This is a genomic window from Rhodopseudomonas sp. BAL398, from assembly GCF_033001325.1.
Taxonomy (GTDB): Bacteria; Pseudomonadota; Alphaproteobacteria; order Rhizobiales; family Xanthobacteraceae; genus JARJEH01.
Map to the genome: position 1 here is coordinate 2,422,480 of NZ_CP133111.1, position 24,942 is coordinate 2,447,421.

The 24,942-nt window shown below is 64.6% G+C and carries 21 protein-coding genes; 13 read left to right on the forward strand and 8 right to left on the reverse strand.

Going from position 1 to position 24,942, the window contains the following annotated elements; translation table 11 throughout:
• Positions 1-39 precede the first annotated feature (39 nt).
• Positions 40-1,290 (forward strand): Zn-dependent hydrolase, encoded by a 1,251-nt coding sequence (locus tag RBJ75_RS11560; protein WP_044419181.1) that lies wholly within the window; start codon positions 40-42, stop codon positions 1,288-1,290.
• A gap of 9 nt (positions 1,291-1,299) precedes the next feature.
• Positions 1,300-2,211 (forward strand): NAD(P)-dependent oxidoreductase, encoded by a 912-nt coding sequence (locus RBJ75_RS11565; protein ID WP_276156339.1) that lies wholly within the window; start codon positions 1,300-1,302, stop codon positions 2,209-2,211.
• A gap of 183 nt (positions 2,212-2,394) precedes the next feature.
• Here the strand turns inward: RBJ75_RS11565 and RBJ75_RS11570 are convergent, their stop codons facing one another.
• The gene (locus tag RBJ75_RS11570) at positions 2,395-3,516 is read right to left on the reverse strand and encodes a tartrate dehydrogenase (RefSeq protein WP_044414491.1); all 1,122 of its coding nucleotides are present in this window, start codon (positions 3,514-3,516) and stop codon (positions 2,395-2,397) included.
• A 191-nt stretch (positions 3,517-3,707) separates the two neighbouring features.
• Between RBJ75_RS11570 and RBJ75_RS11575 the strand changes: the two genes are divergently transcribed.
• From RBJ75_RS11575 to RBJ75_RS11595, 5 genes are all read left to right on the forward strand, one after another.
• Complete coding sequence (locus tag RBJ75_RS11575) at positions 3,708-4,955, forward strand: ABC transporter substrate-binding protein (RefSeq protein ID WP_044414488.1); 1,248 nt, start codon at positions 3,708-3,710, stop codon at positions 4,953-4,955.
• A 220-nt stretch (positions 4,956-5,175) separates the two neighbouring features.
• Positions 5,176-6,051: a branched-chain amino acid ABC transporter permease gene (locus RBJ75_RS11580; protein WP_044414489.1), complete on the forward strand. Its 876-nt coding sequence runs from the start codon at positions 5,176-5,178 to the stop codon at positions 6,049-6,051.
• Between the two features lie 2 nt (positions 6,052-6,053).
• Entirely contained in the window at positions 6,054-6,977 is a 924-nt protein-coding gene (locus tag RBJ75_RS11585) for a branched-chain amino acid ABC transporter permease (protein ID WP_276156340.1), read from the forward strand.
• Positions 6,977-8,458, forward strand: coding sequence for an ATP-binding cassette domain-containing protein (locus tag RBJ75_RS11590; protein WP_276156341.1), 1,482 nt, complete (start codon positions 6,977-6,979; stop codon positions 8,456-8,458). The genes RBJ75_RS11585 and RBJ75_RS11590 overlap by 1 nt, the downstream gene beginning before the upstream one ends.
• A 141-nt stretch (positions 8,459-8,599) precedes the next feature.
• Entirely contained in the window at positions 8,600-9,379 is a 780-nt protein-coding gene (locus RBJ75_RS11595) for an SDR family oxidoreductase (protein ID WP_044417940.1), read from the forward strand.
• A 148-nt stretch (positions 9,380-9,527) separates the two neighbouring features.
• On the opposite strand, the gene RBJ75_RS11600 is transcribed toward RBJ75_RS11595, so the two are convergent.
• The gene (locus RBJ75_RS11600) at positions 9,528-10,058 is read right to left on the reverse strand and encodes a phasin (protein ID WP_044417944.1); all 531 of its coding nucleotides are present in this window, start codon (positions 10,056-10,058) and stop codon (positions 9,528-9,530) included.
• A 240-nt stretch (positions 10,059-10,298) separates the two neighbouring features.
• Positions 10,299-10,784 (reverse strand): hypothetical protein, encoded by a 486-nt coding sequence (locus RBJ75_RS29485; RefSeq protein ID WP_052629069.1) that lies wholly within the window; start codon positions 10,782-10,784, stop codon positions 10,299-10,301.
• A 252-nt stretch (positions 10,785-11,036) separates the two neighbouring features.
• Here RBJ75_RS29485 and RBJ75_RS11610 point away from each other — a divergent pair, with 252 nt between their 5' ends.
• Positions 11,037-11,891, forward strand: a complete 855-nt coding sequence (locus RBJ75_RS11610) for an alpha/beta fold hydrolase (protein WP_276156347.1) — start codon at positions 11,037-11,039, stop codon at positions 11,889-11,891.
• 90 nt (positions 11,892-11,981) lie between these two features.
• Here the strand turns inward: RBJ75_RS11610 and RBJ75_RS11615 are convergent, their stop codons facing one another.
• The 4 genes from RBJ75_RS11615 to RBJ75_RS11630 all read right to left on the reverse strand — a co-directional run bounded on the left by RBJ75_RS11615 (position 11,982) and on the right by RBJ75_RS11630 (position 15,464).
• A complete protein-coding gene (locus tag RBJ75_RS11615; protein WP_044415753.1) occupies positions 11,982-12,974 on the reverse strand; it encodes an alpha/beta fold hydrolase in 993 nt (330 codons plus the stop codon).
• Positions 12,975-13,025: 51 nt separating this feature from the next.
• Positions 13,026-13,820 (reverse strand): esterase/lipase family protein, encoded by a 795-nt coding sequence (locus tag RBJ75_RS11620; protein ID WP_044415751.1) that lies wholly within the window; start codon positions 13,818-13,820, stop codon positions 13,026-13,028.
• Between the two features lie 20 nt (positions 13,821-13,840).
• Entirely contained in the window at positions 13,841-14,101 is a 261-nt protein-coding gene (locus RBJ75_RS11625) for a DUF6489 family protein (protein ID WP_044415749.1), read from the reverse strand.
• 109 nt (positions 14,102-14,210) lie between these two features.
• Positions 14,211-15,464 (reverse strand): FAD-dependent oxidoreductase, encoded by a 1,254-nt coding sequence (locus RBJ75_RS11630; protein WP_044415747.1) that lies wholly within the window; start codon positions 15,462-15,464, stop codon positions 14,211-14,213.
• Positions 15,465-15,620: 156 nt separating this feature from the next.
• Here RBJ75_RS11630 and RBJ75_RS11635 point away from each other — a divergent pair, with 156 nt between their 5' ends.
• The 5 genes from RBJ75_RS11635 to RBJ75_RS11655 all read left to right on the forward strand — a co-directional run bounded on the left by RBJ75_RS11635 (position 15,621) and on the right by RBJ75_RS11655 (position 21,447).
• A complete protein-coding gene (locus RBJ75_RS11635) occupies positions 15,621-17,219 on the forward strand; it encodes an ABC transporter substrate-binding protein (protein ID WP_044415745.1) in 1,599 nt (532 codons plus the stop codon).
• A gap of 228 nt (positions 17,220-17,447) precedes the next feature.
• On the forward strand, positions 17,448-18,428 hold the full coding sequence (locus RBJ75_RS11640; RefSeq protein WP_044415743.1) for an ABC transporter permease: 981 nt from the start codon (positions 17,448-17,450) through the stop codon (positions 18,426-18,428).
• A gap of 13 nt (positions 18,429-18,441) precedes the next feature.
• The gene (locus RBJ75_RS11645) at positions 18,442-19,413 is read left to right on the forward strand and encodes an ABC transporter permease (RefSeq protein WP_044415741.1); all 972 of its coding nucleotides are present in this window, start codon (positions 18,442-18,444) and stop codon (positions 19,411-19,413) included.
• A gap of 25 nt (positions 19,414-19,438) precedes the next feature.
• Positions 19,439-20,425, forward strand: coding sequence for an ABC transporter ATP-binding protein (locus tag RBJ75_RS11650; RefSeq protein WP_044415739.1), 987 nt, complete (start codon positions 19,439-19,441; stop codon positions 20,423-20,425).
• 35 nt (positions 20,426-20,460) lie between these two features.
• A complete protein-coding gene (locus tag RBJ75_RS11655; RefSeq protein WP_411194522.1) occupies positions 20,461-21,447 on the forward strand; it encodes an ABC transporter ATP-binding protein in 987 nt (328 codons plus the stop codon).
• Between the two features lie 274 nt (positions 21,448-21,721).
• On the opposite strand, the gene RBJ75_RS11660 is transcribed toward RBJ75_RS11655, so the two are convergent.
• Positions 21,722-24,826, reverse strand: a complete 3,105-nt coding sequence (locus tag RBJ75_RS11660; RefSeq protein ID WP_044418058.1) for a MexW/MexI family multidrug efflux RND transporter permease subunit — start codon at positions 24,824-24,826, stop codon at positions 21,722-21,724.
• Between the last annotated feature and the right edge of the window lie 116 nt (positions 24,827-24,942).

The following is a 24,942-nucleotide window of genomic DNA, read 5'->3' on the forward strand; positions in this document are numbered from 1 at the left end:
AACCTCCCCCGCCCCCCGCAACAGGAATTCGGACATCCCATGAGTAAACTTGCTTCCAACCTTCAAATCGATTCCGCGCGGCTGTGGGGCAGCATTCACGACACCGCCAAATTCGGTGGCACGCCGAAGGGCGGCGTGAAGCGGCTGACGCTGGGAGCCGAAGACAAGCAGGTCCGCGACTGGTTTCGCGCCGCCTGCGAAGCGGCAGGCTGCGAGGTCACGGTCGACGCGCTGGGCAACATGTTCGCGCTGCGCAAGGGCCGCGACATGGCGAAGGCTCCGGTCGGGCTCGGCTCGCATCTCGACACCCAGCCGACCGGCGGCAAATATGATGGCATCCTCGGCACGCTGGCGGCGCTGGAAGTCGTGCGCACGCTGAACGACGCCGGCATCGAAACCGAGCTGCCGCTCTGCGTGACCAATTGGACCAATGAAGAAGGCTCGCGCTACGCCCCGGCGATGATGGGCTCGGCGGCCTATGTGGGCGACTTCACCACCGACGATATTCTGGCGCGCAAGGACGCGGCCGGCATCAGCGTCGCCGAGGCGCTCGACGGCATCGGCTATCGCGGCGACAGCCCGGTCGGCGCCCAGCCCTTCACCAGCTTCATCGAACTGCACATCGAGCAGGGCCCAATCCTCGAGGCCGAAAACAAGATCATCGGCGTGGTCGATTCCGGGCAAGGCGTGCTGTGGTATGACGGCAAGATCACCGGCTTCGAAAGCCATGCCGGCTCGACCCCGATGAAACTGCGCCGCGACGCGCTGGCGACGCTGTCGGAAATCGTGTTGGCGGTGGAGCGGATCGCGATCGAACTCGGCCCCAACGCGGTCGGCACCGTCGGCGAGGCGGTGATCGCCTCGCCCTCGCGCAACGTCATCCCCGGCGAAATCGCCTTCACCATCGACAGCCGCAGCGCCGATGCCGCGGTCCTGGACCAGCTCGACCAGCGCATCCGCGCCGCCGCCGCCGAGATCGCGGCCAAACGCAAGGTCGAGGTCGCGCTCGATCTGGTGTGGCGCAAGGCGCCGACCCATTTCGACCCCAAGCTGGTCGACGCGGTGGAGACCGCCGCCAACGAACTGGGCTACAGCAATCGCCGCATCACCTCGGGCGCGGGCCACGACGCCTGCAACTTGAACACCAAGATTCCGACGGCGATGATTTTCGTGCCGTGCAAGGACGGCATCAGCCACAACGAGCTGGAAGACGCCACGCAGCCCGATTGCAGCGCTGGCGCCAATGTGTTGCTGCACACCGTGCTGGCGCTGGCCGGCGTGGCAAAATAGGACAACGCCATGCATGCCGTCTTTGTCGATGCCAATGAAGCGCTCGCGGTGATCGTCGAGCAGCAGACCGCGCCCGGCGATACGCCGATCGTGATCCATCACGATCCGGATGTGACGCCGGAGCAATTGCCGGAGGTGCTGGCCGGCGCCGCCATAGCGATCATCGACCATACTTATCTGCCGACCGACATCGCGCGGCAATGCGCCGGGCTAAAACATGTGGTGTTCCTCGGCACCGGCGCGCGCAGCTACATGAATCCGGAGGAACTCGCCGAGCTCGGCATCGAGGTTCACCTGATCCGCGGCTATGGCGACACCGCCGTCGCCGAAGCCAGCATCGCGCTGATGTGGGCGGCGGCGCGCAACCTCGCGGTGATGGACCGCGAGATGCGCGCGGGCAACTGGATCCGCGAGGACGGCATGCAGCTCACCGGCAAGACGCTGGGGCTGATCGGGTTCGGCGGCATCGGTGCCGAAGTGGCGCGGATCGCCCATGGCGGCGGCATGAAGGTGCTGGCCTGGAACCGGACGCCCCGACAATGCGACGGCGTCAGCTTCGTCGATCTCGACACCCTGCTGGCGCGCAGCGATGTGGTCTCGCTGCACCTGCTGCTCGATGACGACACCCGCGGCTTCCTGTCGGCCGCGCGGATCGCCGCGATGCGGCCCGGCGCGATCCTGATCAACACCGCGCGCGGCGCGCTGGTCGACGAGGCGGCGATGATCGCGGCGCTGCAATCCGGTCATCTGCGCCATGCCGGCCTCGACGTGTTCGACATCGAGCCGCTGCCGAAGGATCATCCGCTGATCACGCTGCCCAATGTGACGCTGTCGGCGCATTCGGCGTTCCGCACCCCGGAAGCCAGCGAGAACCTGATCGCCGCGGCAATGGCACATTGCCGACGGATCGCGGCGGCGTAAGCGGATCTTTGGCGCTGTGTCAGACAGCGCTATAAAACCAGGCTTATCAGTTCGTCATTGCGAGGAGCGAAGCGACGAAGCAATCCAGTCCGTGCGTGGCGCCACTGGATTGCGTCGCTGTCGGCCGGCGCATCTGCGCCGGCCTCAGCTCGCAATGACGCCTTAGACTAGGTTCCCCCCGCCCTATTCGATCATCTCCGCCACCGCCTTGCCGCAGGCGCCGGTGTCGGCCTGGCCGCCGAGGTCGCGGGTGCGCAGCGTGCGTTCGCCGAGCGTGCGTTCGATCGCGGTGACGATCGAAGCCGCGGCGGTTTTCTCGCCGAGATGCTCCAGCATCATCGCGCCGGACCAGATCATGCCGATCGGATTGGCGATGCCCTGCCCGGCAATGTCCGGCGCCGAGCCGTGCACCGGCTCGAACACCGAGGGGAAATCGCCTTCCGGATTGATGTTGCCCGACGGCGCGATGCCGATGGTGCCGGTGCAGGCCGGGCCGAGATCGGACAAGATATCACCGAACAGGTTGGAGCCGACCACGACGTCGAACCAGTCCGGATGCAGCACGAAATTCGCGGTGAGAATGTCGATGTGGTACTTGTCCCACTTCACCTCCGGATAGGCCTTTGCCATCGCCTCGACCCGCTCGTCCCAATACGGCATGGTGATCGAAATGCCGTTGGACTTGGTCGCCGAGGTCAGATGCCGTTTCGGCCGCGACTGCGCCAGGTCGAAGGCGAACTTCAAGATCCGGTCGACGCCGGTGCGGGTCATCACGGTTTCCTGAACCACGAATTCGCGATCGGTGTCCGGGAACATGCGGCCACCGATCGACGAATACTCGCCCTCGGTATTCTCGCGCACCACCCAGAAATCGATATCACCGGGCTTGCGGCCGGCCAGCGGCGACGGCACGCCCGGCATCAGCCGCACCGGGCGCAGATTGACGTATTGGTCGAATTCGCGGCGGAACTTGATCAGCGATCCCCATAGCGAAACGTGATCGGGAATTTTCTGCGGCCAGCCGACCGCGCCGAAAAAGATCGCGTCATGCGATCCAATCTGCGCTTTCCAATCGTCCGGCATCATCTGGCCGTGCTTCTCGTAGTAGTCATAAGACGCGAAATCGAAATGATCGAACTGCACCTTGACCCGGTAGGCCTTGGCCGCGGCCTCGATCGCGCGCAGCCCTTCGGGCATCACTTCCTTGCCGATGCCGTCGCCCGGGATCACCGCGATCCGGTATGTCTTCGTCGTGCTGCTCACTATGGTCCCTTTCGATCCGATCGCTGCGTAAAAAATCAGCATCAGCATGTGGACCAAAGCGCGGCGCCGATCAACGGCGCATGGCTCATCGCTGCACTGCACATTCGAATGCGCGTGAAGGTGACGTGGTTTTGCTTGCCCGCTGCGACAAAGCGACGCTAGACTGCACGCAGGGCAACTTACGACCCACGGCCGTCAGGCCAAAATGAAAAAGTTGGGAGAGGATACCACGCATGATAGCAGCATTCCCCCGTTCTTCATGGTCCTTGCGGGCTTTCGTGGCCGCGACCGCAATCGGATTTGGCGCCTCCTCGGCGCTGGCGGCTGACCCCATCAAGATTGGCGTGATCGCCGAAGCGCAGGCGATCGCGGGCGCGTCGATCCCGCAGGCGGCGCAGATGGCGGCCGACGAGATCAACGCCAAGGGCGGCGTCGATGGCCGCAAGATCGAAATCGTCACCTACGACAATCACTCCTCCTCGGCGGATTCGGTTCGCGCCTTCCAGCGCGCGGTCAACGAGGACAAGGTCCACGCGGTGATCGCCAGCTATATCAGCGAAGTGGTGCTGGCGCTGATGCCGTGGGCATCGCGGCTGAAAACCCCGTTCATCACCCCGGGCGCAGCCTCCAACGAGATCACCAAGGCGATCCACAAGGACTACGAGAAGAACAAATACACCTTTCACGGCTATCTGACCTCCGGCGAACTCGCCACCTCGGTCTGCGACGCCGCCAAGGATCTGCTGGTCGACGGCAAGCACATGAAGTCCTCGGTGATCATGAGCGAGGATGCCGCCTGGACCAAGCCGCTCGATGTCGGCTACCAGGAATGCCTGCCCAAGATCGGCCTGAAGGTGCTCGACCACATCCGGTTCTCGCCGGACACCACCGACTTCACCCCGATCTTCAACAAGATCGAAGGCGCCAAGCCCGACGTGATCATCACCGGCATTTCGCATGTCGGCGTGCAGCCCACCGTGCAGTGGAAGAACCAGCAGGTTCCGATCCCGATGCTCGGGATCTCGTCACAGGCCACCAACTCGACCTTCGGCAAGGACACCAACGACGCCTCCGACGGCGTGCTGTATCAGGGCGTCTCCGGTCCGGGCGTCGCGGTGACGCCGAAGTCGGTGCCGTTCGCCGAGGGTTTCAAGACCAAATTCGGCAACTATCCGTCCTATGCCGGATACACCTCGTATGACGAGGTCTATTACATCGCCGACGCCGTCAAGCGCGCCGGCTCGACCGACGCCGACAAGCTGGTCGCGGCGCTGGAAAAGACCGATTGGGAGGGCACCATCGGCCGCATCCAGTTCTACGGCAAGGACGACGAGTTCACCCACGGCCTGAAATACGGCAAGGGATTGATCACCGGCCTGATGCTGCAATGGCAGGACGGCAAGCAGGTCAGCGTCTGGCCGCCGGAAGTCGCCAAGGCCAAGATCAAGTTCCCGGCCTTCATCAAGGTGACCTCGAACTAACCGAGGTCATCGGCGCTCCCGGCGCTGCCCGGGAGCACCCTCCATCGCATCACCATCGTCATCCCGGGGCGCGAACGCGCAAGCGCAAGCGCCCTGGAATCGATAGCCCAATGGGCGCTTCGATTCCGGGCCTCCTTCCTACCGCCTCGCCGACGGGAGGGCATCCGGAATGACGACGGTGCGGCGATCCCAGTCGCGTTGGTGAGAAGAAAAATCGCAAATGCTTGCCCTGCAGATCCTGATCGACGGCTTCGCCATCAGCGCGCTCTACGCACTCGGCGCCACCGGCTTCACCCTGATCTTCGGCGTGTCCGGCGTGCTCAACCTGTCGCATGGCGCCATCATGGTGCTGGCGGCGGTGGCGGCCTGGGCCGCATCCAGCGTGTTGGAAGTCAGCAAATACACCGGCGCCACCATCGGCGTCGCCACCGCGCTGATCGCCGCGCTGATCACCTATTTCGCCGTGGTGCAGCCGATCCAGCGCTCGCGGCGGATTCCCAATGAGGAGAAGGAGATCTTCGTGCTCACCGGCACGCTGCTATGGGGCATCATGATCCAGGAGCTGATCGCTTATTTCTTCACCAACAATGCCAAGACGGTGCTGCCGATCGTCGAGGGCGTCGTCGAAATCCTCGGCGTCCGCACCCCGCGCAACGAGATCTTCACCGCGCTGGTGTGCTGCCTGGTGATCGGCTTGCTCTGGCTGCTGGTCAACCGCACCAAGATGGGCAAGGCGGTGCTGGCAGCCTCGATGAATCCGCGCGGCGTCACCTTGCTCGGGCTGGAACTGACCAACATCTATGTGGTGGTCTGGGCGATCTACGGCATTCTCGCCGGCATCGCCGGCGTGCTGCTCGGAATGTTTCTCGGCGTCTCCTCCTACAGCGTCGGCCCGTTGACCGCGAGCGCGTTCTCGATCGTTGTGCTGGGCGGGCTCGGCAGCGTGTCGGGCTCGCTGATCGCCGCCTTCGTGGTCGGCTATCTCGAGACGTTGACCGCCTATCTGGTGTCGCCGGCCTATCGCACCATTCCGGCGCTGCTGCTGCTGGTGGCGGTGATGTATGTCCGGCCCCAGGGCCTGCTGGGGAGGCGCTGAGCATGTCGATGTTTAAAACCCGGCTGTTCTGGATCGCGCTGGCGATCGTCGTGATCGCCTCGACGCTGCCGCTCTACGTCTCCGGATACATTCTCGGCCTGCTCACCGTGGCCTATTATTTCGGCGTGTTCGCGATGTCGTGGGACCTTTTGTTCGGCTTTGCCGGCGAGGTCAATTTCGGCCCGACCTTCCTGATTGGAACCGGCGCCTACGCCGCCGGCATCATCAACAACCGCTACGGCCTGTCGCCGTATTACTGCATTTTCATCGGCGCGATGGTGTCCGTGGTGGCGGGCTTCATTCTGGCGCTGCCGGCGCTGCGGGTGCGCGGCCCCTATTTCGGGCTGACCACGCTGGTCGCGGTGCTGATGCTGCAGAATTTCATCGTGGTGTTCGCCGACCTCACCGGCGGCGAGATCGGCCTCACCATCCCGGACGTGATCACCATCAATGCCAGCGCCAATTACTGGATCGCGCTGGGCTTCATGTCGATCAGCGCCGCGGTGCTGTACGGGCTGTCGCAATCGCCGATCGGCCTGGTGCTGCAGGCCTCCGGACAGGACCCGGTGCAGGCCGGCGCGCTCGGCTTCAACATCGTCAAGCACAAGCTGTTCGCCTTCATCGTCAGCGCGTTCTTCTCCGGCCTCGCCGGCGCGATGCTGGTGTTCTATTTCGGCACCGCCTCGGTCGGCACCGTGGTCGACGTCGCGGTCGGCGTCCAGGTCATCGTCGCGGCGGTGCTCGGCGGGCGGCGCACCGTGCTGGGCGCAGCGCTCGGCGCGATCTTCCTGATCGTCGCCGGCGAATTCCTGCGGCCGACCGGCGAATTGGCCACCTTCATCGTCTCGGCGGTCGCGTTGCTCGTCGTGCTGTTCTTCCCCGGCGGTTTCCTCGGAGCGGCCATGTCGCGTGAGGCCCGCAGCTGATGGATGCCACCTCGAACCTCCCTCCCGTTCTGGAAGTCAACGGCCTGACTAAACGCTTCGGCGGCCTTACCGCGGTCAAGAATCTCAGCTTCGAGCTGCGCGCCGGCGAGATCTTCGGACTGATCGGCCCGAACGGCTCCGGCAAATCCACCGCGATGAAATCGATCATGGGCATCGAGCGCCCGACCTCGGGCGACGTCGTGTTCCAGGGCGAGAACGTCGCCGGCCTGCCGGCGCACAAGATCGCCCGCAAGGGTTTCGGCATGGTGTTCCAGCATTCGCGGCCGCTGAACCGGCAGACCGTGCTGGAGAACATCATGGTGGCGCTGCTGCCAGACAGCCTGCTGATGCTGTTCGCCGACAAGGCGCTGACCGAACGCGCTGAATGGATCGCCGAGCGCGTCGGGCTCGCCGCGGTGATGCACCGCAAGCCGCCGACCCTGCCCTTCGCCGATCTGCGCCGCATGGAGCTCGCCAAGGCGATCGCCCGCGATCCCAAGGTGGTGCTGGTCGACGAGCCCTTCGCCGGGCTGACGCTGGCCGAGGTCGGGATCTTCTCCGAACTGATCAGCAGCTTTCGCGACGAAGGCAAGGCGGTTCTGCTGGTCGACCACAACGTCAAGAGCGTCGCGGCTTTGGTCGATCGGGTGCTGGCGATGTATCTCGGCGAGGAGATCTGCACCGGGCGCGCCGACGAGGTGATGCGCAACGAAACGGTGCGCCGGGTCTATCTCGGCGGCGCGATCGAAACTTCGGCGCGGCCGGAAACCAGCTTCGCCGACAAGGTGCCGCTGCTGCAGGTCGAGAATCTCAGCGTCTATTACGGCAAGGCCCAGGCGCTGGACGATGTCTCGATCCATGTCCACCAGGGCGAATTCGTCTCCGTCGTCGGCCTGAACGGCGCCGGCAAGACTACGCTGTTCAACGCCATTTCGGGCTTCCTGCCCTATAGCGGCGAGATCCTGCGCGGCGGCGAAAGCCTACGCGGCATCAGCCCGGCGAAGATCGCCCGCCGCGGCCTGGTGCAATGTCCGGAATCGCGCGAGCTGTTCGGCGAGATGAGCGTGCGGGAAAATCTCGATCTCGGCGGCCACCATCTCAGCGACGCGGCCCGACCCAAGCAGATCGAATGGCTGTTCGAACTGTTTCCGATCCTGCGCGAACGCCAGGGCCAGATGGCGCAGACCCTGAGCGGCGGCGAGCAGCAGATGCTGGCGATCGGCCGCGCGCTGATGATGCAGCCCAAAATCCTGATCCTCGACGAGCCGACGCTCGGGCTCGCGCCCGTCATCCTCGAGCAATTGTCGAAGGCGCTGGAGAAGCTGCGGCAGACCTCCGACATCACCGTGCTGCTCGGCGAGCAGAACGTCACCTTCGCGCTGCCCCATGCCGACCGGGTCTATGTGCTGGAGCACGCCCGCATCGTCTGGGAAGGCGATCCCGCGCGGTTTGCCGCCGAAGCCGGCGAAGGCTATTTGTAAGGTCGGACACCCGCGCGGTCGCGTCATTGCGAGCGAAGCGAAGCAATCCAGGGCTCCGGGCTTGGCGTTCCTGGATTGCGTCGTCGCTGCGCTCCTCGCAATGACGATCTCTCGCGCCTCGAACCACCCGAAAGGCATCCCATGGATCTCCATCTGCGCGGCAAGCGCGTCCTGATCACCGGCGCCTCGAAGGGCATCGGCGCCGCCGCCGCCGAGGCCTTCGCCGAGGAAGGCTGTCAGCTCATGCTCGCCGCCCGCAATGTGACGCAGATGAACGCGCTGGCCGAGCGGCTGCGCGCCGCGCATCAGATCGGCATCACGGTTCATGGCGTCGACCTGCGCCAACCCGCCGAGCTCGCCAAGCTCGCGGCGGAGGCCACCGATATCGACATCCTGGTCAACAATGCCGGCGATATCCCCGGGGGCTCGATCGACAAGATCGACGAAGCGGCCTGGCGCCACGCCTGGGATCTCAAAGTGTTCGGCTTCATCAACCTGACCCGATTGGTCTATGCGCAGATGAAGGCCCGCGGCGGCGGCGTGATCATCAACGACATCGGCGCCGCCGGCGAAAAGTTCGACGCCAACTATATCTGCGGCTCGGCCGGCAATGCCGCCTTGATGGCGTTCACCCGTGCGCTCGGCAGCAAGAGTCTGGCCGATAATATCCGCGTGGTCGGAATCAATCCCGGCCCGGTCGGCACCGAGCGTCATGTCACGCTGATGAAAACCCGCGCCAAGACACAGCTCGGCGACGAGACCCGTTTTCGCGAGCTGCAGCAGGGCCTGCCGCTGGGACGCCCCGCGCATGCCCGCGAGATCGGCGACCTGATGGCCTATCTGGCTTCGGACCGCTCCGGCTATACGTCGGGCGTCGTGTTCACCGTGGACGGCGGCATCAGCGCCGGCTGGGCCAGTTAGCAATATGCCCGACTGGGACGAAAGCCCGGGGGTAATGGCAGGTTGAGTCCATCCTCGCCGCGGCGCCGGCAATGCGGCTCCTGCTGATCCAAAAAAGAAGGCCCGCGTGAGCGAGCCTTTCGGAGGTGGATTGCCGTCGTGCTGACGTTCAGGCGGTCTTGCTGAAAGTCTTGGACAGATTGTCCTGCACGTTCTTGGCGCCGTCGGCGACCAACTTGCCGAAATATTCCGTGGTCGACTTGGCGCGGGAGATCAGCACTTCGCCCTGGGCGCGAACGAGATCCGCCTGGATCTGAACCGCCTCGCTGACGGACTTGGCCGAGGCCAGCTTGTCGATGCCCGAGAAGAAGGTCTCGGCGTCGTGGTAGATCGCCTGCTGGATATTTCGGCTGATCTTGGCGGCTTCGCTGACCGAACCGGCAACCGCGGACTCGATCGCGGCAGTAACCTTTTCCGACTCGGCGTGAATGTCGGCCGCCTTCTCCTTGGCGGTGCCGGCGGCGCGCTTGACGAAGTCGCGGGTAGCTTCCGGAACGTCCAGATTCTGAATGGTCTTGAACGCGTCGGTCACGGGGGCGAACGCCTGCTTGACGTTGTCCATCGCGGCCTCGGTCTGGGTTTCGGCATGAATCTGAGCGTCGGTTTGGTAGTCTGCTTGGTTGTGCGTTTCGTCGTTCATCTGTCTCTCCATCCTCCGGGTTGAGCCATGGTCTCCCCCCGTCCGCAATGGCCCGGGGTACTCCCAATATGGCATAGTTAATGGTGCGACGCAATATTTTGGTGCAGTGCACCATAGAAATTTTGTACTGTTTTTGGGCAGATGAACGAAAATTATTCAATTTTCCCGATTTTCGGCAACCTAGCGATGGCAAATCGCGCCGACGCCAACGCTGAATTGCGCGCGAGACGTCCGATGCCATCATTTGCGCGTCTGTTCGGGTGGACGCTTGCCGCGCTGCTTCTGTGCCACCGAGGCGGCCGATGCGGCTGGCGCATCTTCCCCGGTACGCGCTGCCGCAGGCGCCGTCGCAGATGCCGCAGGCGCCGCAACAGATGTCGCGGGCGCGGCTGATGTCGCAGGCGCGGTCGATGCGGTGGGCGCGGCGGGGGTGTGGGTCTGGCGCAGCAGCGTGGTGATCTCGCCAAGCTGGCTCTCGATCGACGTCAGCCGTTCGCCGAAATTGGCCATTTGGGCACGGCTCGGCATGTTCAAACTGGTGAGGTACTTTTCCATCAGATTTCCGAGTTGCTTTTGCGCGCCCGCCGAGACGCCGCCGACCTGATCCACCACCTTGCTGAATTCCGCCGCCCCCATCGCCTGATGGGCGAAGGCGTTGAATCCCTTTTCCATCTCGCCGAGCATCGTTTGCCATAGCGCGACTGGATCGTTGCCTGCGTTCGCCATTGCCAACCTCCTGCGAATCCGGAGCGGCGACCGTTCGGTCCCGCCTGTATTCTGCGATGATCGCAAACATTGCGTCGGAGCGGCCAATATCGCTAAGCTGCCGCATTGCGACGCAACAAGTAACACTTCTGTAGCGCGAAAATCCGGAGCAGAGGCGTTCCGGATTGACCATCACCGAGGAATCCCGTGACGGACATCCCGCATCATCCGCCCGCGCTCGCCAAGGCCAATGGCATCGAACTGTGCTACGAGATGTTCGGCGCCGACGACGCCCCGCCGATCGTGCTGATCATGGGGCTCGGCGCCCAGATGATCATGTGGGACGATGAGTTCTGCCGCCAGCTCGCCGGCCGCGGCTTTCGGGTGATCCGCTTCGACAATCGCGACATCGGCCAGTCGACCAAATTCTCCGGCGGCCGACGCTTGACCGCGATGGAGCTGCTAAAACTGCGATTCCTGAGAATTCCGGTGGCGTCGGAATACAAACTCATCGACATGGCCAAGGACACCGTCGGCCTGCTCGACGCGCTTGGTATCAAGTCGGCGCATCTGGTCGGCGCCTCGATGGGCGGCATGATTGCCCAGGAGGTGACGTTGTCGTTTCCGCAGCGGGTGCGCACGCTGACCTCGATCATGTCGACCACCGGCGATCCGCGCCTGCCGCAGCCCACACGGGAAGCCGCCGCGATGCTGATGGCGCCGCCGCCGACCAACCGCGACGACTATATCCGGCGCTTTGCCCAGACCTGGAACGTGCTGCGCGTCGGCCATTTTCCGCAGGACGAGGCCAAGGATCGCGAACGCGCCGAACGCAGTTTCGCGCGCGGCCTCAATCCGGCCGGGGTCGGACGGCAATTGCGCGCGGTGCTGGCCTCGGGCAGCCGCAAAGAGCGGCTGCGCGCTGTGACGATTCCGACGCTGGTGATCCACGGCGCCGTCGATCCGCTGGTGCGGCCCGCCGCCGGCCGCGATACCGCCGCGTCAATCCCCGGCGCCAGGCTGCTGATGATCGACGGCATGGGCCACGCGATGCCGATCCCGATGTGGCGCACCATCATCGACGCCATCGCCCAGCATGCGCATGGCGCGACGGCACAGACGCAATAGCATCAGCATCATGGTCGCCATCGCAAGGTCAGCAATGCGCGCCATCGCTCGAACAGCGACGGTGGACGCGCCCCCACCGATGGCGTGACGTCACCCGAACCGTCGGCGGCGCCATTCGATCAGCTTGGCGCTGACCTCCTCGGGCTTTTCCTGCTGGGTCCAGTGGCCGCTGTCGCGCACCAGGTATTTCTCCAGATCGGGAACGAGCTTCTCCATGCCGTCGGCGGCGGATGGCGGCAGCACCGCGTCGTTCTCCGCCATGATCATCAGCGCCGGCACCCGTACGATGTGATCGAGCCCGGCCGCGCGTTCCCAATTGCGGGTCATGTTGCGATACCAGTTGATGCCGCCGGTGAAGCCGGTGCGGGTGAAGGTGTCGACGAACACCTGCATTTCCGCGGGCGACAGGATCGGCGTGCGGGCGTCGCGGCTCGCATCATAGGCGGCGACCATCTGGGGAAACGCCAGATTGGTCTTCGAGCCCGCGCCGAGCCCGGCCGCCGGCGGCTCGGCCGTCGCGGCATCCTTGCGCGGCAGCGGCTTCTTCATGAAGGCCTCGAAGGTCTTCGCGACCCGGCTGCCGAAGATCCGGTCCGGCTCCTGCGAGGCGTTGAACTGCACGATGTACATCTGGTCGCCGAAGCGTTTGCGGAAGATCGCGATCGGATCGGCCGGGGCGCGCGCGGTGTGCGGGGTGTTGATCCCGACCACGCCGGCGACGCGCGCGGGATGCCGCAGCGGCATCTGCCACACCACGAAGCCGCCCCAGTCATGGCCGACGAAAATCGCCTTGTCGATCTTGAGATGATCGAGCAGCGCCACCAGGTCGCCGGTCAGATGGTCGAGGTCGTAGTCGTCGACCGCCTCGGGCCGGTCGGTGGCCCCATAGCCGCGCTGGTCCGGCGCGATCACCCGGATCCCGGCCTCGCCGAGCGCCTTGATCTGATGCCGCCAGGAGAAGGCGAGTTCGGGCCAGCCATGGCACAGCACCATCGGCGGCGCGTCACTTGTCGGGCCGGACTCGTAGTAGCCCATGCGGATGCCGTTGACCTCGGCGAATTGCAGCGGCGGCATGTCAATCATGTTGGCTCCCTTCGATCGGCGCCTTGGCGGCGCTCTGGATTTCAATAGTCATCAGCCGGCGCGGGCCGGTGCATAGGCCATCGCAAACGGCCCCCGTCGATCGAACGGCCGGAACTGGCCTTCAGGCTGCGCCAGCCGATCGGCCACCGACCACAGCACCGCGGCATTGACGCCGAGGCCGACATGGCTGGCGAGATAGACCTCGATATTCTCCGCGGTCGCCGACGGCCGCAGCAGGCAGGTGCGCCAATTGACGACGCCGTCGGTCCTGGAAAAGATCGACGTGGTTGGCACCGGCAGATCGCCGGCCAGCGCCCGCAGATCATCGCGCTTGGCGTCCTTGAGCCGCTCGCCGGAGAGGATCTCATAGATCTTGCTGGCATTGGTGGCGGCTGCGTCGCCGGCGAACGGGCTGCCCATGGTGATCACCGAACGCACCATCTCGGGGCTATGCAGCGCCAGGTCGCGGGCGTAGATGCCGCCGAGGCTCCAGCCGATCAGGCTGACCTTGCGGCCGCCGGCATGGTGGATCTCGGCCAGCCGCGCGCGCAATTGCGCCCGCATCCGGTAGACGCCGCCGGTGTTGCGCCCGAGTTTCCAGGCATGGGCCTCGTAGCCGAGATGGGTCAAGAAGCGCCGCAACAGCAGGGTCGACAGGTCACTGGCCAAAAAGCCCGGCAGCACCAGCACCGGATGGCCGTCGCCCTTCGGCGCCTGCATCAACAGCGGCGCCGCCAGCACGCTGGCATTGAGTTCGAGCAGGCTGCGCGCTTCAGCCAGCAACAGGCCAAGACGGGGCGGCCGCAGCCGACCCGCACCGGAGCGGTGGTTGCGATCAGCCGACATCGGAGCGCGCGACCGCCAAACTACTTCTTGTCCTTGCTGGTACCGAGGCTGGATCCCAGTCCCGTCATGGTGACGAACATCTCCTGAAACCGCTCGGCGAGCTTGGGATCGAAGGTGAACCAACTTTGCATCAGCGCTTCCGGCGAGACCTTCTCGATATTGGCCATCATCTGCTGCTGCAGCTTGTCCATCACCGCGGTCTGCATCGGCTGCACATCCGGGAGCCCGAAGAACTGCCGCGCTTCCTGGGGGGTGCAATCGATCTCGACGTTGACTTTCATATCCGCTCCTGAATCACGTTTCACGGACGCCCAACGGCGCATTCCGAACACAACCGCCAGTATCGCCGCCCGCCGCCGCGATGCAAGCAATCTGACGCATCGCCGCCGCTCAGCCGAACCGCTCCACCGCATAGGGCCGCAGGTCGGTGAACGGCTGTTCGCCGGTGATCGCCTCGGCCAGCAGCCGGCCGGTGGCCGGCCCCAGCGTCAACCCGTGATGCTGGTGGCCGAAATCGAACCACAGCCCGGGATGGCGCGGCGCCTTGCCGAGCACCGGCAACATGTCCGGCAGGCAGGGCCGCGCGCCCATCCAGGGCTTGGCGTCGAGCGCCTCGCCCAGCGGAAAAAGCGCGCGCGCCAGCGGCAGCGCGCGTTCGATCTGCACCGGCGATGGTGCGGCGTCGCGCCGGGCGAATTCCGCGCCGGTGGTGAGACGGATGCCGCGATTCATTGGCGCCAGCAGAAATCCGCGATCGGCATCGAGCACCGGATGGTGGAGCACGGCATTGCCGCGCGGCGCCAGATGCAAATGATAGCCGCGCTTGATGCCGAGCGGGATGTTGTAGCCCAGCGGCCTGAACACCAGATCCGACCACGGTCCCAACGCCACCACGACGTCGCGCGCCACGATTGCGCCGCCCGGCACCGCGATGCGCCAGCCCGCGCCATCCTGTTGCAAGCCGCGCGCATCGCCGACCATGAACCTTCCGCCCTTGCGGGCAAATAACGCCGCATAGGCTTTGACCAGCGCGCCCGGATCGGGAACGAAGCCGGGCGTCGGCCAATACAGCGCGCCGACGAATTCGCCGGACAGATTCGGTTCGCGCGCGGCGATCGCCGTCTGGTCGAGAATCTCGGCCGCGATGCCGAAGCGTTTGGCGAAGCCGAGTTCGGAGATGTTCTGGTCCAGGCTGGACTCGTCGCGGAACAGTTTGATCCAGCCGGTCCGGCGCAGCAATTCCGGCACCGCGGCCTCGGCGATCAATGCCTCATGTTCGAGCAGGCTGCGCTGAATTAAAGGCAGCGCTGCCATCGCACTACGCATCGCGCCCGCGGGCGACGACGCCAGAAAGTACCGCACCAGCCACGGCAGAAACTCCGGCAGGCCGGACAATTGATAGTGCAATTCGGTCGAACGGTTCAACGCGTAATGAAAGATGTGCCTGATATCGCGGGGGAACATATAGGGCACCACCGAGGCGCATTCGATCAGCCCGGCATTGCCGAAGCTGGTCTCCTCGCCGGCGCATTCATGACGATCGACCAGCACCACGTCGCGGCCGCGCTGCTGCAGATGCAGCGCGGCGCTGACGCCGACGATGCCGGCGCCGAGCACAATCACATCGGTCCTGATCTGGTTCATCGCCCATAGCTAATGGCGCAGCCTTCAACAAGCAAACCGCCTTTAGCTCAATGGCCCAATGCAGCCTGCGCAAATTTCCTTGCGTGACCGTCAAACTGCGTCAACAATACCGACAGGTTACGAGCTCGACATTTGTCCAACGGAGAGTGAGACCCGATGATGATCCGCGCGCCTTTCCTTGCTGCCGCCGCCGCCTGCCTCATCGGCCTCTGCACCATCCCGGCTTCGGCGCAGACCCTGCGCTATGCCAACCAGGGCAACCTGACCTCGCTCGATCCCTATACGCTGAAGGAAACCACCACGATCGCGCATCACGCCCACCTCTATGAGGGGCTGGTCACCCGCGACAAGGATCTGAAGACGGTGCCGGCGCTGGCGGAAAGCTGGGAGACGCTCGATCCCACGCATTGGCGCTTCCATCTGCGCAAGAACGTCAAGTTCCACAATGGTGATCCCTTCACCGCCGACGACGTGATCTTTTCCGCCGAGCGGGTCCGCAGCAAGGGTTCGAATTTCCTGTCCAATGTTCCGGCCGGCGCGAAATTCGTCAAGGTCGACGACCACACCGTCGATGTGATGCTCGACAAGCCCAATCCCATTCTGATCTCGCAATGGGATAGCTGGTACATCATGGACAAGAAGTGGTGCGAGGAACACGACGCCGTGGCGCCCACGCCGGCGGCGGCGACCTCGCCGAGCTACGCCTCGCTGCACGAGAACGGCACCGGACCATTCATCGTCGAAAGCCATCAGCCCGGCGTCAAGACGGTCTACAAGGCGTTTCCCGGCTGGTGGCGCAAGCCCGAGCACAATCTGAAAGAGATCATCTTCACCCCGATCAGTTCCGACTCGACGCGCGTCGCGGCGCTGCTGTCGGGTGAGGTCGACGTCGTCGAGCCGGTGCCGATCCAGGATATCCAGCGCGTCAACGCCAGCGGCTCGGCCACGGTGATGACCGGACCGGAATTGCGCACCATCTTCCTCGGCATGGATCAGAGCCGCGACGAATTGCTGTATTCCAACGTCAAGGGCAAGAACCCGTTCAAGGACATCCGCGTCCGCGAGGCCTTCTACAAGGCAATCGACGTCGACTTGATCAAGAACCGCGTGATGCGCGGGCTGTCGACGCCGTCGGCGCTGATGATCGCCCCGCAACTATTCGCGCTGTCGAAGGACTTCACCCGCCCCAAGGCCGACCCGACTGCCGCCAAGAAGCTGCTCACCGAGGCCGGCTATCCGGACGGATTTGAACTGACGATGGATTGCCCGAACGACCGCTACGTCAACGACGCGGCGATCTGCCAGGCGGTGGTCGGCATGCTGGCGCGGATCGGCGTCAAGGTCGATCTGTTGGCGCAGCCCAAGGCGCTGTATTTCGGCAAGGTGCTCAAGCCCGGCGGCTACAAGACCTCGTTCTATCTGCTGGGCTGGACCCCGTCGTCGCTGGACTCCCACAACGTGCTGCACGACATCATGGGCTGCCGCGACGACGCCAATGATCCGACCCGCGGCGAGGCCAATCTGGGCGGCTACTGCAACAAGGAACTCGACGCGCTGACCGACAAGATCCTGGTCGAGTCCGACACCGCCAAGCGCGATCAGATGATCAAGCAGGCCTTCGAGATCGGCATCAAGGACTACAGCTATATCCCGTTGCACCAGCAGGCGCTGGCCTGGGGCGTGTCCAAGAAGGTGAAGCTGACCCAGCGTCCCGACAATCAGGTGCTGCTGTATTGGGCCACCAAGCAGGAATGAGGGAACGGTCAATGCGGGACATGCCGTGGTCGGCACAGTCCCCGAGAGTTTGAGCGTCATTCCGGGGCGCGAGCCCGTGGGTGAGCGAACGCGGAATCTCGCCGCAAGGCCAAGCGTGGAGCAAGATTCCGGGTTCGCGCGAGCTGGCGCTTGCGCGCCCCGGAATGACGGACCGATATGTCAGGCGCTACGATAGCCGGTGCCTTCGCCAACCACTGAAAGGATCTCATGCTGGCTTTCATTCTGCGCCGGGCGCTGCAGGCCGTAGGCGTGATGATCGCGGTCGGCATCATCTCCTTTGCGATGTTCCGCTTCGCCGGCGATCCGGTCAACCAGATCGTCTCGCTGGATACCTCGGCGGCCGAGCGCGCCGAGATCCGCAAATCGCTCGGCCTCGACGATCCGGTGGTGGTGCAGTTCGCGCGCTATTTCACCAATGCGGCACAGTTCAAATTCGGCGTCTCCTATCAATTCCGCCAGCCGGTGGCGCAATTGCTCAAAGAGCGGATGCCGGCGACGCTGGAATTGGCAACTGTCGCCACCGTGCTGGCGATGGCGTTCGGAATCATGATCGGGGTCTATACGGCACTGCGCCGCGATTCCTGGCTGGCAAGCGTGTTGCAGGCGATCTCGCTGATCGGGATTTCGCTGCCGACCTTCCTGATCGGGATCTTGCTGATCTATCTGTTCGCGGTGGTGCTGGGCTGGCTGCCCTCCTTCGGTCGCGGCGAGGTGGTGCGGATCGGCTGGTGGAGCACCGGGCTGCTCACCGTTTCCGGGCTGAAGGCGCTGATCATGCCGGCGATCACGCTGGGCCTGTTCCAGATGACGTTGATCATGCGGCTGGTGCGCGCCGAAATGCTCGAAGTGCTGCGCACCGACTATATCCGCTTCGCCCGCGCCCGCGGCCTCACCACCCGCGCCATCCATTTCGGCCACGCGCTGAAAAACACGCTTGTTCCAGTGATCACCGTCGCCGGCCTGCAATTTGGCTCGGTGATTGCATTCGCCATCATCACCGAGACGGTGTTTCAATGGCCGGGAATGGGATTGCTATTCGTGCAGGCGGTGCAGAATGTCGACATCCCGATCATGGCGGCCTACCTTCTGGTGGTGTCGCTGATCTTCGTCACCATCAACCTGCTGGTGGATATTCTCTACACCCTGGTCGATCCGCGGCTGCGCAGCAGCATGGGACGAGCCGCATGAGGGCGGGGCCGCGATGACCGAAACCTTGGTGCCGGAATCCGCCGAACAGGCGCTGCTGGAGCCCACGCCGCGCGGCGGCCTGATCGCCCGGATCGGCGACAGCGACGTGCTGCACGCCTTCCTGCGCTCGAAGCTGGCGATGGCTGCAGCCCTCGTCACCCTCATCTTCTTCCTCGCCGCGATCTTCGCGCCGCTGCTGGCAGTGCAGGATCCGTTCGATCCGGCGCAGCTCGAACTGCTGAATTCGCGGATCGCGCCGCTGTGGAGCGCCGCCGGCCAGAGCCCGTTCCTGCTCGGCACCGACGAACAGGGCCGCGACGTGCTGTCGGCGATCCTCTACGGGCTGCGGGTCTCGCTGCTGGTCGGCATTCTCGGCGTCGGCCTCGCCGCCTCGATCGGCATCGTGCTCGGGCTGATCGCCGGCTATGTCGGCGGCTGGATCGACAGCCTGATCATGCGTATCGCCGATGTGCAGCTGACCTTCCCGGCGATCCTGATTGCACTGTTGATCGACGGCGTGGTGAAGTCGGCGCTCGGCAACAAGCTCGACGAGCGCACCATGCTGGCGGTGCTGGTATTCGCGATCGGGCTGAGCTTCTGGGTGCAATATGCCCGCACCGTGCGCAGCTCGGTGATGGTCGAGAAGACCAAGGACTATGTCGCCGCAGCCCAACTGATCGGGCTGCCGGCCACCAAGATCATGTGGCGCCACGTGCTGCCCAACGCGATGGGTCCGGTGCTGGTGATCGCCACCATCAACCTCGCGCTCGCCATCATCACCGAGGCGACGCTGTCCTTTCTCGGCTCCGGCATGCCCGACACCATGCCGTCGCTCGGCACCTTGATCCGGATCGGCAACAATTATCTGTTCTCCGGCGAATGGTGGGTGGTGGCGTTTCCGGGCTTCGCGCTGGCGGCGCTGATCCTGTCGATCAATCTGCTCGGCGACTGGCTGCGCGATGCGCTCAATCCGAGGCTGCTATGACGCGCTTTCTGCGAGGCCCGACGCCATGACCGAACCCGTGCTCTCGGTGCGCAATCTGCGGGTCGAATTCCCCACCCGCCGCGGCGTGCTGCGCGCCATCGACGGCGTGTCGTTCGACATCGCCCGCGGCGAGGTGCTGGGCGTGGTCGGCGAATCCGGCGCCGGCAAATCCGTCACTGGCCTTGCGGTGATCGGGCTCATCGATTCGCCCGGCCGCATCAGCGGCGGCGAGATCTGGCTGTCGGGGCTGCGGATCGACAATCTGCCGCCGGAAGAATTGCGCAAGATCCGCGGCAAGCGCATCGGCATGATCTTCCAGGACCCGCTGACCAGCCTCAACCCGCTGTACCGGATCGGCGATCAATTGGTCGAGACCATCCGCACCCATCTCGACCTGTCGCCGGCGGCGGCGCGCCAGCGCGCCATTGATCTGCTGGCCGAGGTCGGGATTCCCGGCCCGGAGAAACGCATCGACGCCTATCCGCACGAATTCTCCGGCGGAATGCGGCAGCGCGTGGTGATCGCGCTGGCGATCTGCGCCGAACCGGAGCTGATCATCGCCGACGAGCCGACCACCGCGCTCGACGTCTCGGTGCAGGCGCAGATCATCACGCTGATCAAGCGGCTCGGCCGCGACCACGGCACCGCGGTGATGCTGGTGACCCACGATATGGGCGTGATCGCCGAAACCTCCGACCGCGTCGCGGTGATGTATTCCGGCCGCGTCGCCGAGATCGGCCCGGTGCGCGACGTGGTGCAGCAGCCGCTGCACCCTTACGCCAAGGGCCTGATGGGCGCGATCCCGACCTTGGCCGGCGAGGCGACTCGGCTGGTGCAGATTCCGGGCTCGATGCCGCGGCTGTCGGCGATCCCGCCGGGCTGCGCCTTCCATCCGCGCTGCGACTTCGCCTTCGAGCGCTGCCGCGTCGATCGTCCGGAGCCACTCCCGCAAGGCAGCCAGCAGGTCGCCTGCCATCTGTATGACGGCGCATCGAAGGAGCACGCCGCGTGAGCCCGGCCCTGATCGAGGTTACGGCTCTGCATCGCGTGTTCGACGTTTCCAAGCCATGGCTGAACCGCGTCATCGAAGGCGGCGACAAGGAGTTTCTCAAGGCCGTCAACGGCATCTCCTTCACCATCGCGCGCGGCGAGACCTTCGCGCTGGTCGGCGAATCCGGCTCCGGCAAGACCACGGTGGCGCGGATGGTGGTCGGGCTGCTGCCGCCCTCCTCCGGCGCCGTCACCATCGACGGCGTCTCGATGAGCGATCCGGCGCAGGCGCAGGCGCGCCGACAATTGCGCCGGCGGATCCAGATGATCTTCCAGGATCCCTATGCCAGCCTCAATCCACGAATGCGGGTCGACGCCATCGTGGCCGAGCCGATCCGCGCCTTCGATCTGATCCAGGGCAATGCGGCGATCCGCGCCCGGGTCGGCGAATTGCTCAGTCTGGTCGGTTTGCACCCCGATGATGGCCGAAAATTTCCGCATCAATTCTCCGGCGGCCAACGGCAACGCATCGCCATCGCCCGTGCGCTGGCCTCGGAGGCGGAGTTCATCGTCTGCGACGAGCCGACCTCGGCGCTCGACGTGTCGGTGCAGGCCCAGATCCTCAATCTGATGCGCGACCTGCAGGACAAATTGGGCCTGACCTATCTGTTCATCAGCCACAATCTGGCGGTGGTGCGCCACATGGCGAGCCGGGTCGGCGTGATGTATCTCGGCCGCATCGTCGAAATCGCCGACGGCCGCGATCTGTTCGCCAATCCGCGGATGCCCTATACGCGAATGCTGCTCGGCGCGGTGCCGGATCTGGCGATGAGCGGCCGGGCGCGGATTCCGGTGCAGGGCGAAATCCCCAACCCGATCGATCCGCCGAGCGGCTGCGCCTTCCATCCGCGCTGCCCCGAAGCCTTCGACCGCTGCCGCGTCGAGCGCCCCGAACTGATCGGCGGCGTGGCCTGCCACGCGGTGAATGGCGCGGCGGCGGATGCAGGCGAGCCCATGATGCAGGACACGCCGTCGCGGCAGTAGTCGCAATCGCCCTGCCTATCAGTTCTGCGTGCCCCGGACGCAGTCGCAACGCGCCGCGCAGCGGCGTGGTGCGCTGCAGAGCCGGGGCCCCGGTTCAAACGACGCCCGAAAGCGGGGTCCCGGTTCTGCGAAGCGGCATGAAGAATGCCGCATCGCGCCCGGGACACGGATACATTTTTCAAACGGGATGGATCGCGGCCGGCTGATTGATATGAAAATGGCGGGCCGATATCTCGGTCCGCCATCACATCGTCAAGCCGTTATGAAGCCAGGCTCAGGTCGGCTTCAGCGACGGCGAAGCGTGTTCTTCCAGGTCGAAATCGCCGATCTCCCTGGCGCGCTCGGAATCGGCCTGGGCGCGATGGTCGGTGGCGATCGCCACATAGACCGCCGGCAGCACGAACAGCGTGAACAGCGTGCCGATCGACATGCCCGACACCACCACGAGGCCGATCGAGAACCGGCTGGCGGCGCCGGCGCCGGAGGCGGTGAGCAGCGGCAGCAGGCCGGTCACCATCGCGGCGGTGGTCATCAGGATCGGCCGCAACCGGACCCGCGCCGACATCTCGATCGCCGAGCGCTTGTCCAGCCCCTCATTGAGCTGCAGCTCCTTGGCGAACTCCACCATCAGGATGCCGTGCTTGCTGATCAGGCCGATCAGCGTCAACAGCCCGACCTGGGTGTAGATGTTGATGGTGGCGACGCCGAAGAACAGCGGGATCAACGCGCCCGAGATCGCCATCGGCACGCTGATCAGGATCACCAACGGATCGCGAAGGCTTTCGAACTGAGCCGCGAGCACCAGGAAGATGATGATCAACGCGAAGCCCATAGTGATGGCGAGCTGGTTGCCTTCCTGGACGTACTGCCGGGCGTCGGCCAGATAATCATGACCGAAGCCGGACGGCAGGTTCTTGGCCTGCGCCTCCAGGAAGTCGACCGCCTGGCCGACCGTGACGCCGGGCATCGGCACCGCCTGGAAGGTCGCCGAATTCAGCTGGTTGAAGTGGGTCAGCGCGTTGGGATCGGTCGCGGTCTCGATCGACACCAGCGTCGACAGCGGCACCTGCTGGCCGGTCGCGCTCGGCACATAGTATTTGCCCAGCGCCTCCGGCGACAGCCGCAGGTCACGCGGCACCTGCGGGATCACCTGATAGGAGCGGCCCTCGAGGTTGAAGCGGTTGGTGTAGTTGCCGCCGAGAAGATTCGACAGCGTGCCGCCGATCTGCGCCATGGTGATGCCGAGATCATTGGCCTTGGAGCGATCGATCTTGACCCGCACCACCGGCTGGTTGAAGTCGAGATCGCTGTCGGAGACGATGAACAGCCCGCTCTTGCGCGCCGCGTCCTTCAACTTGATCATCTGTTCATAGACGGCGCGGAAGCTGCTGGTCGAGTTGATCACCATCTGCACCGGCAAACCGCCGGGACCGCCGGGCAGCGGCGGCAGGTTGAAGGCGAAGGCGCTGACGCCCTCGATCTTGCTGAGCTTGGCCTGCACCAGCGGCTTCAATTGGATCGACGAGCGCTCGCGCTCGTCCCACGGCTTGAGCAGCATGCCGGCGATGCCGTTGCTGGGGCCGTTGGTGCCGTCGATCGCGAAGCGCAGGTCGGTTTCCGGGAAGCTGGCGAAGACCTTGTCCATCTTCGAGCTGTAGAACTGGGTATAGTCGATATTGGCGTATTTCGGCCCCTTCAGCACCGCGAACACGATGCCCTGATCCTCTTCGGGCGCCAGTTCCTTCGACGTGTGCGTATACAGGAATCCGACCAGGCCGAGGATCACCACCGCGAACAACGCGGTGACCGGGCGATAGTCGAGCGAGCGGTCGAGTCGGCGGCCATACCAGCGGGTCAGGGCGCCGAACACGCCGTCGACCTTCTTGCCGAACCAGCCCTGGTCGTGCGGTTTCAAAAGCACCGAACACATCATCGGCGACAGCGTCAGCGCGATCACCCCGGAGACGATCACCGAGCCAGCCAGCGTGAAGGCGAATTCGCGGAACAACGACCCGGTGAGGCCGCCGAGGAATCCGATCGGCGCGTACACCGCCGCCAGCGTGATCGTCATCGAGATCACCGGCGTCACGATCTCGCGCGCGCCCTGCAGCGACGCCTGGACCGGACTCTTGCCCTCCTCCAGATGTCGATGGATGTTCTCCACCACCACGATGGCGTCGTCGACCACCAGACCGATCGCCAGCACCATCGCCAGCAGCGTCAGCAGATTGATACTGAATCCCATCACCAGCATCAGGCTGCAGACGCCGATCAGCGACAGCGGAATCGTCACCACCGGGATGATGACCGAGCGGAACGAGGCCAGGAACAGAAAGATCACCACGATCACGATGCCGACCGCTTCGATCAGCGTCTTTTCCACCTCGTCGATCGACGAGCGGATGAATTTGGTGGAATCGTAGGCGACTTTCATTTTCATCGACGGCGGCAGATTGCGCTCGATGTCGGGAAACAGCGCGCGCACGCCGCTCACGATGTTGAGCGGATTGCCCTGCGGCGTCGCTTGCACGCCGATGAAGATCGCGCGCTCGCCGCTGAACGCGACGCTGGAATCGGTGCTCTGCGCCCCCAGTTCGACGGTGGCGACGTCCTCCATCCGCACGAAGCCGCCGTCCTTGGCCTTGATGGTCATGCGCTTGAACTGTTCGACGTTCTGCAGGTCGGTGTTCGCCGTCACGTTGGAGACGATGAAATAGCCCTTGGTCTGTCCGGCGGCGGCCTGGAAATTGTTGGCCCGGATCGCGGCGGCGACATCGTCGGGCGACACCCCGCGACCGGCCATCCGCGCCGGATCGAGCCAGATCCGCATCGCGAAGGTCTGCCCGCCGAGAATGTCGGCCGAAGCGACGCCGTCCACGGTGGACAGCACCGGCTGCACCACGCGCGTCAGATAGTCGGAGATCGCCGAGCCGGACAGTTCGGTGCTGGAGAAGCCGATATACATCACCGCGGTGGTCTGCCCGGTCGACTTCAGGATGACCGGATCGTTGGCTTCTTTCGGGATCAGATATTTGACCGAATTGACCTTCGACAGCACCTCGGTCAGCGCCTGGTTGGGGTCGACATTGAGCTTGATGAACACCGAGATCAGGCTCTGCCCCTGGGTCGAGGCCGAGGTCATGTAGTCGACGCCTTCGGCGGCGGCGACCGCCTGTTCGATCGGCGTGGTGATGAAGCCCTGCATCAGGTTCGGCGACGCGCCCGGATAGGTCGTGGTGATGGTGACCACGGTGTTCGAGAGCTTCGGATATTGCCGGATCGGCAAAGAGGTCGCGGCCTTGAAGCCGATCAGCAGGATCAGCAGGCTGACCACCAGCGCCAGCACCGGCCGCTTGATGAAGATATCGGTGATGGCCATTGCGGGCGCTCCGTAACGGCATCGTCACGTGCGACCATGATCGGCGCGCGCAAGGATGCGATAAAGTCTTCGATCATCGGATGGCGACGTATCGCGCTCCGATTCACTCTCAACGC